The following is a 12,417-nucleotide window of genomic DNA, read 5'->3' as shown; positions in this document are numbered from 1 at the left end:
ATTCTTTCATCCTTTAATCGGGAAATCATACCCTGTTTGACGTAAAAAAGATATAACTTACGCAAGGCCTTTTTCAAGGTAGTCAATCAGGCCCGCTTCATCAATTCGAGTGCGGTCCACCTTAAAGTAGACCCGCTGGTCGTCCGGCATGAACACCACCTCATGCACACCATCGTAAGACAACAGCTTGGCGGTATAAGCGTCGCGATCCGCCTCACTCAACACACCGGTAAACGGAACCGACGCGATGCTCAACGGCAACGGCTTCACCATCGTCGCGGCGACGGCAAACCAAACCAATCCCATTCCGGCGGTAAACAAAAACAGGCCATCCATACCATACAATTGGTAGAACCAGCCACCCAAGGCACCGCCGCAGGCCGCGCCTAAAAACTGGCTGCTGGAATAGACACCACTGGCCGTGCCTTTCTTATCCGCCGGCGACAATTTCACCACCAAAGACGGAAGACTCGCTTCCAGTAAGTTAAACGCCGTGAAAAACACCAGCAGAATCACGAACATCGACCAGAAACCTTCCGCGCCATACAACAACGCCAATTGCATCAAGCTCACCGTCAGCACCGCACCGACGAAAATCGGCTTCATCCGGCCTTTCGACTCCGCCTGGATAATGAACGGCACCATCAAGGCAAATGACAGCAGCATCACCGGCAAATACAACTCCCAGTGGTGCAACGAATCCAAGCCGGCAGTATCGCGAATCAAGAACGGCACGGCGATAAACATCGCCGTCAAGATGGCATGCAGAACAAACACCCCGATGTCCAAACGCAGCAACTGTGGGTTTTTAATCACATCCTTGAATTGACTCGGGTCGGCTTCGGCCTCACGCTGAAACGTCTGATTGGAAATTTTCGGCACCATAAAAATGACCAACAGAACCCCCAAAACAGCCAGGCCTGCTATGGCCCAAAAAATGCCCCGCACACCAAACAGCTCGCCCAACATTGGCCCCGCCACCAACGAAACCGTAAACGACAGGCCGATGGTCATGCCGACAATCGACATGGCGCGCAACCGGAATTGTTCCGACACCAAATCCGCCACCGTCGCCATCAGAACCGCGGCCACAGCGCCCATGCCTTGCAACGCCCGCCCGACAATCATCATTTCGATGGAATCGGCCAACGCACACACGATCGAACCGACCATAAACACCAACATGCCCAGAATGATCAGCGGCTTCCGGCCGAACCGGTCCGACAACATGCCGTACGGAATCTGCAAAAAAGCCTGCGTTAAACCGTAAATCCCCATCGCAATCCCGATTTGGGTTGCGGTCACCCCTTCGAACTCTTCGTGCGCGAACAAGGCGAACACCGGGAAAATCATAAACAGACCCAGCATTCGGGTGGAGAAGATTCCGGCAACGGAAAAAGCGGCGCGCCTTTCCGTCGGGCTCATGCGACGGCTCATTTCAGACATTTATGGTATCCTGTCATTTATCGTTGTTGGCGGCCAGCCCGGCCGTTCCATGGTTTTTCAAAAATAGCACGCATTATAGCATTGTTCCGCTTGGCGGAAAAAGGAGCCTCAAGATGAACTCAATACTTTCGATCCTGCTTGCCGTGACCCTTTCCCTGTTCGCTTTCGGCCAGGCCTGGGCCGATGAAGATGCCAACCGCTTCAACCGCATCAGCTTTGCCGAAACCGTTTCGGAAACCGTCAGCAACGATCAAGTCACCGTGCAGTTCATCGCCCGCGCTCAAGACAGCGACCCGGAGACCGTCGCTCGTGAGGTCAACCAACAAATGCAACACGCCAAACAACTGATTGACCGCGCACAGGGCTTACGCGTACAGACCGGCGGTTACCGAATTCACCCGGTCTATGACAAAGACCAAAACATCCAAACCTGGCGCGGCCAACAAACGCTGAGCATCGAAACCCAGAATTCGCCAGGCCTGGCGAAAATCCTGACGGAGCTGCAAAGCCTGCTCAGCTACAACGGCATGCAGTTCTCGGTTTCCCGCCAGCAACAGAAACGCGTCATGGAACGCCTGCTGAAACAAGGCATTCAGGCTTATCGGGACAAAGCCAAACAAATCGCTCGCGCCTTTGGCAAAGAAGCGTTCAACATCACCGAAACCCACATCGACAACCCGATGCCACCCACTATTTATCGCCAACCCCGTACCCTAGCCCTTTCCGCCATGAAAGCGGAATCGGCTCCGGTCATGGAAGCCGGACAAACCGATCTTCGACTGACCATTTCCGGCGTGGTCACGATTCGTAACGATACGTTTTAAAAGGTTTTTTCCAACCCCGCAAAGGGGTGCGGCCATGTGAAATTTGCTATAATAATCCTTTTGCTTTGATTCAACCGCAGGCGGATTTTACATGCTAGAAGAGATTATCGTTCGTGGCGCACGCACGCACAATTTGAAAAACATCGACATTGCGCTTCCCCGCGACAAGCTGATTGTCATCACCGGCCTGTCCGGTTCCGGAAAATCCTCTCTAGCCTTCGACACCATTTACGCCGAAGGGCAACGTCGTTATGTGGAATCGCTGTCCGCCTATGCCCGTCAATTTTTGTCGGTCATGGAAAAACCCGACATCGACCACATCGAAGGGCTGTCGCCAGCGATTTCCATCGAGCAAAAATCCACCTCCCACAACCCCCGCTCCACCGTCGGCACCGTCACCGAAATCTATGACTATCTGCGTTTGTTGTATGCACGGGCCGGCACGCCGCGTTGCCCGACACACCATTGTGACTTGGTGGCGCAAACCGTCAGCCAGATGGTCGACCACACGTTGGAACTGCCGGAAGGCACGAAGTGTTTACTGGTCGCGCCGGTAGTGCGCGGCAAGAAAGGTTCCCACCAAAACCTGCTGGACGAGCTGCAAGCGCAGGGCTATGTGCGCGCCCGCATTGACGGTAAACTACTGGAATTGGACGGCGGCATCGAGCTGGATAAAAAATTCAAACACGACATCGAAGTCGTCGTCGATCGCTTCAAAATCCGCTCGGACATCAAGCAACGTCTGGCCGAATCTTTTGAAACCGCGCTGCACCTGGCCGATGGTATTGCCCAAGTACTGCCGATGGATGAAGACGATGATTTCCAATTGCTGTTTTCAGAACGCTTTTCCTGCCCGCACTGCGGCTACTCGGTGCCGGAATTGGAACCACGCATCTTCTCATTCAACAATCCACACGGCGCCTGCCCGACCTGTGACGGTCTCGGCGTTAAGCAAACCTTCGATCCGGCACGCGTCATTATGCACCCGGATTTAAGCTTGGCGGGTGGCGCTATCCGGGGCTGGGACCGCCGCCATAAATACTACTATGACATTCTCAAAGCAGTGGCCGACCACTATGCATTCGATATGGAAACGCCTTGGACCGAACTGGATAAAAAACACCAAGACATCGTGCTTTACGGCTCCGGCAAAGAAAAACTGCCGTTGCCGCATGGCCGCTATTCCGACACCCGTCGCTTTGAAGGTGTCATTCCGAACATGGAGCGTCGCTATGCCGAGACCGACAGCAAAGCGGTGCGTGACGAACTGGAAAAATTCCGTGTGTCGCATTTGTGCAGCAGTTGCCACGGCACCCGGCTTAACGAGGCGGCGCGGAATGTATTCGTCGCCGAAAAAACCCTGCCGGAATTGACCGAACAGCCGATTGGCGAACTCCACACCTTTTTCACAGACCTGAAGCTGGACGGCACCAAAGGGCAGATTGCCGAAAAAATCATCAAAGAAGTGCATGACCGCTTGTCCTTTTTGGTCAACGTCGGCCTCAACTACCTGACCCTGAACCGAAGTGCCGACACCTTATCCGGCGGCGAAGCGCAACGTATCCGCCTGGCCAGTCAGATCGGCGCCGGACTGGTTGGCGTCATGTACGTGCTGGACGAGCCCTCCATCGGGCTGCACCAGCGCGACAACGACCGTCTGTTGAATACCCTGAACCACCTTCGTGACTTGGGCAATACCGTCATCGTGGTCGAACACGACGAAGATGCCATCCGCGCCGCCGATTACGTATTGGACATCGGTCCGGGCGCCGGCGTCCACGGCGGGCGCATCATGGCGCAAGGCTCACCGGATGAAATCATGGCCACCAAAGCGTCGCTGACCGGTCAATACCTGACCGGCGAACGCGCCATTCACATTCCGGAGCAACGCCTGCCGCGCACCAAGAACAAAACCTTGAAAATCCAAGGTGCCTCAGGCAACAACCTGAAAAACGTGGATTTGGAAATCCCGGCCGGTTTGCTGACCTGCATCACCGGTGTATCCGGTTCCGGCAAGTCGACACTGATTAACGAGACTCTCTATAAGATCACGGCCAACCAACTGAATAAAGTGGCATTGGAACCGGCCGCTTATGACAAGGTTTCCGGACTGGAACATTTTGACAAGGTCGTCAACATCGACCAAAGCCCGATTGGGCGGACGCCTCGCTCCAACCCGGCGACTTACACCGGATTGTTTACACCGATCCGTGAATTGTTAGCCGCCACGCCGGAATCGAGAACCCGTGGCTACACGCCCGGTCGTTTCAGCTTCAACGTCAAGGGCGGTCGCTGTGAAGCCTGCCAGGGTGACGGCGTTTTGAAAGTGGAAATGCACTTTCTGCCGGATGTGTACGTGGCGTGCGACGTCTGTCACGGCGCGCGCTATAACCGTGAAACCCTGCAAGTGGATTACAAAGGCAAAAACATTCATGAAATTCTGGAAATGACGGTGGAAGATGCCCGGGCGTTTTTCGATGCCATTCCGGTGATTGCCCGTAAATTACAAATGCTGATGGAAGTCGGGCTCGGTTACATCAAACTCGGACAGAGCGCGACCACTCTCTCCGGCGGTGAAGCCCAGCGCGTCAAACTGGCAAAAGAACTGTCAAAACGCGATACCGGCAACACCCTTTACATTTTGGATGAACCGACAACCGGCTTGCATTTCCACGACATTGAGCTATTATTGAAAGTCATTCAAAATCTGCGCGACCAAGGCAATACCATCGTCATTATCGAACACAATCTGGACGTGATCAAAACAGCGGATTGGATTGTGGACCTCGGACCCGAAGGCGGGTCTGGAGGCGGTGAGATCATCGCCACCGGGACACCGGAAGACGTGGCGAAAAACAAACACTCCTACACCGGCCATTATTTGAAAAAAATTCTTGACGCCGGCCGGCGTAGAAGCGGCTAAAACCACCAGGCCTGGTGGTTTTTAACTTTGTCCAGGGAGGGCAACATCATGTTGAGTACACCGCTTCGATCCATCTGGCTCGTGATCACGCTAACGTCTATCACGGCCGCCACTTGGGCCAATAGCCTGACAAACGACTGGCAGTCCCCCGCTTACATTGAAAAAGCCTTTTCGGAAATCGCGCTGAAAAATGAATACCGTCAAACGGATGGCCGAGTCATCAAATGGCAACAGCCCATCTACTATCAATACCAGTATTACTTTCTTCCGAAAAACGATTTGGTCACTCGCCTGACCGACGCCCATCTCGCACAACTGAAAAACATCACAAAACATCCGATCCAAAACAGCAATACTGTCCACCCGGCAAACTTCAAAATCATTTTCACCAAGGACCGTTACTACCAAATGGCCATTGATACCTTCGCCCCTTCGGATGTGAAAAACTTGTCCCGGGAAAGTCATTGTATGGGAACTTACCACCTGAACAAACAACACGAAATCGTTCACGCCGCCATCATCATTCCGGTAGACCATGCCATGAGCCGAGGCCTGCTACCGGCCTGCATCGTGGAGGAAATTACACAAGTCATGGGACTGCCGAATGATTCGGACTGGGTCAATCCCAGCATCGCCAACGATAAAAGTCGCATCGACCTACTGACCGGCTTGGATTACATCATGTTGAAGCTACTATATTCACCCGACGTCAAAGCCGGCATGAATCAAAACGACATCCAACCGATTGTTCGCCGCGAACTGCAATTTTATCAGCGCAATGGCCTGATACGTAAGGCAGGACACCTCGTCAATAAAGCCGGGCTGTATCCGCTGCTGAATTAACCGGCCAAATCCTTAATCACCACCCCGGCCAGCATTAAACCGAAAAGGCCAGGCATGTAACTGGCTGTCCCATTCACCACTCGCCCGCGTGCGCCTTCAATTTCTTCCATTGGACCTGGATCTTTTGGAAGTTCGGTCGAAAAGACCACCGTGATTCCTTTATGAATACGTTGTTTTTTCAAGCGCTGCCGCATATTACGCGCTAGACCGCATGTATGGGTCTTCGACACATCGGTAATCTGAATTTTTGACGGGTCAATCCGCCGCCCGGCCCCCATACTCGAAACTACTTTGAAACCTTTTTGGAAAGCCGTTGCCACCAACGCCACTTTACAATTCAGGCTATCGATGGCATCGACCACATAATCAAAATCACTCTGCAGTAATTCGTCCATATCGTCCGGCTTTAAAAAACGCTGAATCGTCACCACCTCACACTCCGGATTAATATCTTGAATACGCGCCTGCATGACCAGTGCCTTATTTTTCCCTAAGGTTGATTCCAGCGCGATGATCTGACGGTTCAAATTCGACGGTGAGACCTGGTCGTGATCGACAATCGTCAGCCGTCCAACCCCTGCTCTCGCTAAGGCTTCAATAACAAACCCGCCAACACCGCCCACACCGGCCACCAGTACATGACTGCCTTTCAAGCGTTCAATCCCCTCATCGTCAAACACCAGACGGCTTCGTTCAAATAATGCTTCCATCTCTGCCCTTTAAAAATAATCGTTTTGCATTCTCGCAGCTGTGCTCCAACACCGTTTCTTCACTCACCTGCAATAATGCGGCTATTTTAACCGATAAATCGCCCAGACCTGACAGCGGGTTTGAAACCGGAAGATTCTGACCAAAAGGGGCATCCGACTCCAAGACCAACGCGTCCAACCCAATGGTCTGAACGAGCTCATGATACCGACGAGCATTTTCATTCAATAACACCGAATTGACACCTATCAGCATTCCGGCTTCAACAAATTGCTTGGCCATCACTGCACCGCCCGTAAATCCATGCATGACGCCCGCCACGTTTGAATCACGTAAATGCGTCAACATTGGATTAAACGCTTTGGTGCAATGAATTGAAACCGGTAAATCATAACGCTCCGCCAGTTGAATCTGATGCTCAAAAACCACTTCTTGCCACACCATGGAAGGCCGACCGGCCCCTTTATCCAATCCGATTTCACCGATGGCAAAAATCGCATCACGGTGTACGGACAAAAAATCATCTAGGGCAGACAGTTGCTGAAGATAACCGTCCTGGACAAACCATGGATGCAATCCAATGGCTGGAAAAACGTGTGGATATTGACGGCCTAGTTCGACGGTTTTCAACCAGTCTTCAGGTGAAGTCGAAACCGCGAGATAATAGTGTTTTTGAGCTGATGATGGGCGTGATTGAGATGCCAGACACTGGCTAAGGAAGTCGGACGAAAAATTAGCATCCGCTAAATGACAATGTGTATCAAAAAAGCAGGACATAAAAAAGCCAGCTTTCGCTGGCTTAGAACTTAGTCTTCAGAAGACTCGGCTGCTTCCGCTTGAGGGCGGTCAACCAACTCAACATAGGCCATCGGCGCATTGTCTCCCGGACGGAATCCGCATTTCAAAATGCGAATGTACCCACCCGGACGAGACTCATAACGAGGACCTAATTCCGAAAAAAGTTTACCGACTGCAGCTTTATCACGTAAACGTGAAAAAGCGACACGACGGTTGTGAACGCTGTCTTGCTTCGCTAATGTGATTAGCGGTTCGGCAACACCACGCAATTCTTTCGCTTTAGCCACAGTCGTTTTGATCACTTCATGTTCGATCAAAGATGCTGACATGTTTCTGAACATCGCTTTACGATGTGAGCTATTACGATTTAATTTACGACCACTTTTACGATGACGCATGGTAGCTTTCCTTTAAATTATGCTGACTCTTTACTCACCAGGCTTGATGGCGGCCAGTTTTCAAGTTTTGTACCCAAACCAAGACCTCTTTGCGCAAGAACGTCTTTGATTTCTTGTAACGATTTTTTACCTAAGTTCGGTGTCTTCAACAAGCTGGACTCGGCGCGCTGAACCAAATCACCAATATAGTAGATTTGTTCGGCTTTCAAGCAGTTTGCAGAACGAACCGTTAACTCCAAATCGTCTACCGGCTGCAAGAAGATTGGATCGAATTCGTTCTCTTCTTCTTCCTGAACCACAATCTCTTTGTGCTTCAAATCCACAAACGCAATCAGTTGATAATGCAACACCGTTGCCGCTTGTTTGATCGCATCTTCCGGATCCAAAGTTCCATCAGTCACGACATTCAAAATCAGCTTATCCAAGTCCGTTCTTTGCTCAACACGAGCGTTTTGAACTTCATAGCTAACGGTTTTAACAGGGCTGAAACTGGCATCCAATTTCAGAACACCGATATTCGCTGATTCGGATTCATCCGTTTGAACCGCTGCACGGTACCCGATGCCTTTTTCCACTTTCAGTTTCATGGAAAGTTCGGCGCCTTCGCTCAAGTGAGCGATGATCAAGTCTGGGTTCATGATTTCAGTATCATGATTCAACTGAATGTCACCTGCTGTTACGACCGCTGGCCCTTTTTTCGACAAGGTCAATTCGGCTTCCGAGGTTTCATTCAATTTAATGGCAACCTCTTTCAAGTTCAGCAAGATTTCCAAAACATCTTCGCGAACCCCTTCGATTGCCGAATACTCGTGCAACACACCGTCAATCTGAGCTTCAACAATCGCCGCACCCGGCATTGAAGATAATAAGATTCTTCTTAAAGCATTCCCTAGAGTATGCCCAAAACCACGCTCTAGAGGCTCAAGAGTTACACGGCTATTAAAACCGCCAACCGTTTTAATATCTACTAAACGTGGAGTTAGTAGCTGCTCTAACATCTCTTGCATTAGAAGTTATCTCCGTTTCAAAGGGTTACTTAGAGTAAAGCTCGACAATTAGGTTTTCTGAAATATCCGCAGATAAGTCTGAACGATCCGGTACAGATTTGAATACACCTTCAAATTTAGAAGGATCAACTTCTACCCAGCTTACATTGCCAGCTTGATTACTCAACTCAAGTGCAGTTGCAATACGAGATTGGCTACGAGACTTCTCTCTAATGCTCACAACGTCACCAGCAGACACTTCATAAGAAGGGATGTTTACTGATTGACCGTTAACATGAATCGCTTTATGCGAAACCAATTGTCTTGCTTCTGCACGAGTCGAGGCAAACCCCATACGGTAAACGACGTTATCCAATCTGCTTTCAAGCAATTGCAGAAGGTTTACACCGGTTGACCCTTTACGACGGTCGGCTTCTTTATAGTACAAACGGAATTTCTTCTCTAGAACTCCGTAAATACGACGTACTTTTTGTTTTTCTCTTAACTGTAAACCATATTCAGTCACACGTTTGCGGCCGGCTCCATGCTGACCTGGCAACTGATCAATTTTACATTTTGATTCGATGCTACGAACACCGCTCTTCAAAAATAGATCAGTTCCTTCACGACGTGATAGTTTACATTTTGGACCAATATATCTAGCCATCTTCTACCTCTGAATATTAAACGCGACGTTTTTTAGGCGGACGGCAACCGTTATGCGGGATTGGTGTCACATCGGAGATCGATGTAATTTTAAAACCAACACTGTTCAATCCTCTAACAGCTGAATCACGGCCGGGTCCAGGACCTTTAACCATAACATCCATATTTTTAACACCATATTCCGTAGCCATTTGGCCAGCGCGCTCTGCGGCGACCTGGGCTGCGAAAGGTGTACTCTTACGAGAACCGCGGAAACCACTTCCACCGGAAGTGGCCCAGCAAAGTGCATTACCTTGGCGATCCGTAATCGTCACGATGGTGTTATTAAAAGTAGCGTGAACATGCGCAACGGCGTCCGTTACGACTTGTTTTGCTTTCTTCTTAACACGTGAATTTGCTTTTGCCATATCTAATCTCTAAATTTATGCTTAACGCTTAATAGGCTTTTTAGGCCCTTTACGAGTGCGAGCATTATTTTTGGTACGTTGTCCTCGCAACGGAAGACTTCTACGGTGACGAATTCCTCTGTAGCAACCCATATCCATCAAACGTTTGATGTTCATGGTCACATCACGACGAAGATCACCTTCGATTTTGTACTTAGTCACTTCGGAACGAAGTGCTTCTAACTGTTCTTCAGTTAGTTCACGAACTTTCGTTGTTGGATCAATTTTTGTGCTCGCACAAATATTTTGCGCTGTTGTCTGTCCAACACCGTAGATCGATCTCAATCCAATAACGATATGTTTGTTAACTGGAATGTTTACGCCGGCAATACGAGCCATTTTGCGCTCCTTAACTATCCATCTACCGAAAAACGAGCGATTATACTCATTTCTAGGATTAATTACTAGTAGCAATCTTAATTTTTAGTCAATTAAAATTACCGCCCTTTTAAGTTAGCTTTTCTCATCATACTTTCGTATTGACCTGATTGCATATGGGCCTGGATGTTTGTCATAAAATCCATAACCACGATAACGATAATCAGCAATGATGTTCCACCAAAATAAAAAGGAACATTCCAATACAAAATTAAAAATTCAGGCAACAAACATACAAGCGTGATGTAAATCGCACCTGCCAAAGTTAGTCGACTCATAATCGTGTCAATGCGACGAGCCGTTTGTTGACCTGGTCTGATTCCTGGGATATAAGCCCCTGATTTTCTCAGGTTATCCGCCGTTTCGTTTGGATTAAAAACGATGGCTGTATAGAAGAAACAGAAGAAAATAATGGCCATTGCATAAAATAAAATATACAAAGGCTGGCCAGGCGACATTGTCGTTGCAATATCTTTCAACCACCCCATATTTTCAGCTGTTCCAAACCAACCGCCTAGGGTTGCAGGAAATAGAATAATGCTTGATGCAAAAATCGGTGGAATCACACCCGCCATGTTTAATTTCAATGGCAAATGCCCTTCTTGACCGCCATACAGCTTTCGACCTCTCATGCGCTGCGCATAATGAATCGGAATGCGTCTTTGGCCTCTCTCGACGAAGACAACGAATGCAATGACCAAAAACACCAGCCCCAAAAGGACAAATGCGGTAATCGCATGCATGGCACCGGTATTGACTTGTTCAAACGTTCCACCAAGTGCCGATGGCAATCCTGCAACGATACCTGCAAAAATGATCAAGGAAATACCGTTCCCGATACCTCGTTCAGTAATTTGCTCACCCAACCACATCAAGAAAATGGTGCCGCTGACCAGCGTTGTGACTGCAATGACCTTAAACAAGAAACCTGGTTCTACCACGACGGACATCCCATTGATATTTTGGGACTCCAAGGCGATGGCAACACCCAATGCTTGGAAGGTAGCCAAAACCACCGTCCCATAGCGAGTGTATTGAGTAATTTTGCGCCGACCAGCCTCACCGTCTTTCTTCAACTGCTCAAGCGTCGGAGAAACAACCGTCAGCAATTGCATAATGATCGAAGCCGAAATATAAGGCATGATTCCGAGAGCCAGAATGGACAGTCGCTCCAAAGCGCCACCTGAGAACATGTTGAACATGTCCAGGATTGTGCCCTTCTGCTGCTCAAACATCGCAGCCAGCGCAACTGGATCAATCAAAGGGACCGGAATATGAGTCCCTAGTCGATAAACGATTAGGGCTCCTAAGACAAAAAAGATTTTTTGACTTAGACCACTTGTACCTGAATTTTCAATTGACTGACTTTTCATAATCAAGCTTCTACGGATCCACCAGCAGCTTCAATAGCAGCCTTGGCGCCAGCTGTAACCTTCAAACCAGACAGTTTGACAGCTTTTGTCAATTCACCACTATTAATCACTTTAACGGTTTTGATTTTATCTGAAACCAAATCCGCGGCTTTCAATGCTTGCAGATCAATGACATCTGAATCCATTGAAGACAGTGTATCCAAACGGATTTCAGCTGTAAACGCAGCCTTGCGAGAGGTAAAACCAACCTTTGGCAAGCGACGTTGCAAAGGCATTTGACCACCTTCAAAACCGATTTTTGGCATACCGCCGGAACGTGATTTTTGACCTTTATGCCCGCGTCCAGCCATTTTACCGTTGCCGGAACCTTGACCGCGACCTTTACGTTTAGCAAGTTTCTTTGCGCCTTCAGCTGGCTTTAAAGTATTTAAATGCATATTATGCTTCCTCTACTTTAAGCAAATAGGAAACTTTATTGATCATCCCTCTGTTTTCAGGAGTATCAACAACCGCTACAGTTTGGTGCATTTTTCGTAACCCAAGTCCTGCAACACACGCTTTATGAGCAGGCAGTCGTCCGATTGTGCTTTTAACCAAAGTAACATTGACTAATTTCTTATCTGACATT

14 protein-coding genes are annotated in these 12,417 nt (G+C 49.1%); 3 read left to right on the top strand and 11 right to left on the bottom strand.

Annotated features, from left to right (window positions below):
* Nucleotides 1–57: 57 nt before the first annotated feature.
* Nucleotides 58–1,446: an MFS transporter gene (locus EPV75_RS02155; protein ID WP_029939605.1), complete on the bottom strand. Its 1,389-nt coding sequence runs from the start codon at nt 1,444–1,446 to the stop codon at nt 58–60.
* A 113-nt stretch (nt 1,447–1,559) separates the two neighbouring features.
* On the opposite strand from EPV75_RS02155, the gene EPV75_RS02150 reads away from it, so the two are divergent.
* The 3 genes from EPV75_RS02150 to EPV75_RS02140 all read left to right on the top strand — a co-directional run bounded on the left by EPV75_RS02150 (nt 1,560) and on the right by EPV75_RS02140 (nt 6,036).
* Nucleotides 1,560–2,270, top strand: a complete 711-nt coding sequence (locus EPV75_RS02150) for an SIMPL domain-containing protein (RefSeq protein WP_192894017.1) — start codon at nt 1,560–1,562, stop codon at nt 2,268–2,270.
* Nucleotides 2,271–2,361: 91 nt separating this feature from the next.
* The gene (uvrA, locus tag EPV75_RS02145; protein WP_029939603.1) at nt 2,362–5,193 is read left to right on the top strand and encodes an excinuclease ABC subunit UvrA; all 2,832 of its coding nucleotides are present in this window, start codon (nt 2,362–2,364) and stop codon (nt 5,191–5,193) included.
* A gap of 48 nt (nt 5,194–5,241) precedes the next feature.
* Entirely contained in the window at nt 5,242–6,036 is a 795-nt protein-coding gene (locus tag EPV75_RS02140; protein ID WP_038151841.1) for a DUF2927 domain-containing protein, read from the top strand.
* Here EPV75_RS02140 and EPV75_RS02135 read toward each other — a convergent pair.
* From EPV75_RS02135 to rpmD, 10 genes are all read right to left on the bottom strand, one after another.
* Entirely contained in the window at nt 6,033–6,746 is a 714-nt protein-coding gene (locus EPV75_RS02135) for a tRNA threonylcarbamoyladenosine dehydratase (protein WP_128384302.1), read from the bottom strand. The two genes, EPV75_RS02140 and EPV75_RS02135, sit on opposite strands and share 4 nt — an antisense overlap.
* Nucleotides 6,730–7,521, bottom strand: coding sequence for a TatD family hydrolase (locus EPV75_RS02130; protein ID WP_128384301.1), 792 nt, complete (start codon nt 7,519–7,521; stop codon nt 6,730–6,732). The genes EPV75_RS02135 and EPV75_RS02130 overlap by 17 nt, the downstream gene beginning before the upstream one ends.
* 29 nt (nt 7,522–7,550) lie before the next feature.
* Nucleotides 7,551–7,940, bottom strand: coding sequence for a 50S ribosomal protein L17 (gene rplQ, locus EPV75_RS02125; protein ID WP_029939599.1), 390 nt, complete (start codon nt 7,938–7,940; stop codon nt 7,551–7,553).
* A 17-nt stretch (nt 7,941–7,957) separates the two neighbouring features.
* A complete protein-coding gene (locus tag EPV75_RS02120) occupies nt 7,958–8,947 on the bottom strand; it encodes a DNA-directed RNA polymerase subunit alpha (RefSeq protein WP_029939598.1) in 990 nt (329 codons plus the stop codon).
* 25 nt (nt 8,948–8,972) lie between these two features.
* Complete coding sequence (gene rpsD / locus EPV75_RS02115) at nt 8,973–9,593, bottom strand: 30S ribosomal protein S4 (RefSeq protein ID WP_029939597.1); 621 nt, start codon at nt 9,591–9,593, stop codon at nt 8,973–8,975.
* A 16-nt stretch (nt 9,594–9,609) separates the two neighbouring features.
* Entirely contained in the window at nt 9,610–9,999 is a 390-nt protein-coding gene (gene rpsK / locus EPV75_RS02110) for a 30S ribosomal protein S11 (RefSeq protein ID WP_011369738.1), read from the bottom strand.
* A 21-nt stretch (nt 10,000–10,020) separates the two neighbouring features.
* A complete protein-coding gene (gene rpsM, locus EPV75_RS02105) occupies nt 10,021–10,377 on the bottom strand; it encodes a 30S ribosomal protein S13 (protein WP_029939596.1) in 357 nt (118 codons plus the stop codon).
* Between the two features lie 98 nt (nt 10,378–10,475).
* The gene (gene secY, locus EPV75_RS02100) at nt 10,476–11,789 is read right to left on the bottom strand and encodes a preprotein translocase subunit SecY (RefSeq protein ID WP_128384300.1); all 1,314 of its coding nucleotides are present in this window, start codon (nt 11,787–11,789) and stop codon (nt 10,476–10,478) included.
* 2 nt (nt 11,790–11,791) lie between these two features.
* On the bottom strand, nt 11,792–12,226 hold the full coding sequence (rplO, locus tag EPV75_RS02095; protein WP_128384299.1) for a 50S ribosomal protein L15: 435 nt from the start codon (nt 12,224–12,226) through the stop codon (nt 11,792–11,794).
* Between the two features lies 1 nt (nt 12,227).
* Nucleotides 12,228–12,416 carry a 50S ribosomal protein L30 gene (rpmD, locus tag EPV75_RS02090; protein WP_029939593.1) on the bottom strand — a complete coding sequence of 63 codons (189 nt, stop codon included), beginning with the start codon at nt 12,414–12,416 and terminating at the stop codon, nt 12,228–12,230.
* Nucleotide 12,417 lies beyond the last annotated feature (1 nt).

It is taken from the genome of Hydrogenovibrio thermophilus (assembly GCF_004028275.1).
Taxonomy (GTDB): domain Bacteria; phylum Pseudomonadota; class Gammaproteobacteria; order Thiomicrospirales; family Thiomicrospiraceae; genus Hydrogenovibrio; species Hydrogenovibrio thermophilus.
The sequence above is the reverse complement of the archived record's forward strand: the minus strand, read 5'-3'. Positions and strand labels throughout refer to the sequence as shown.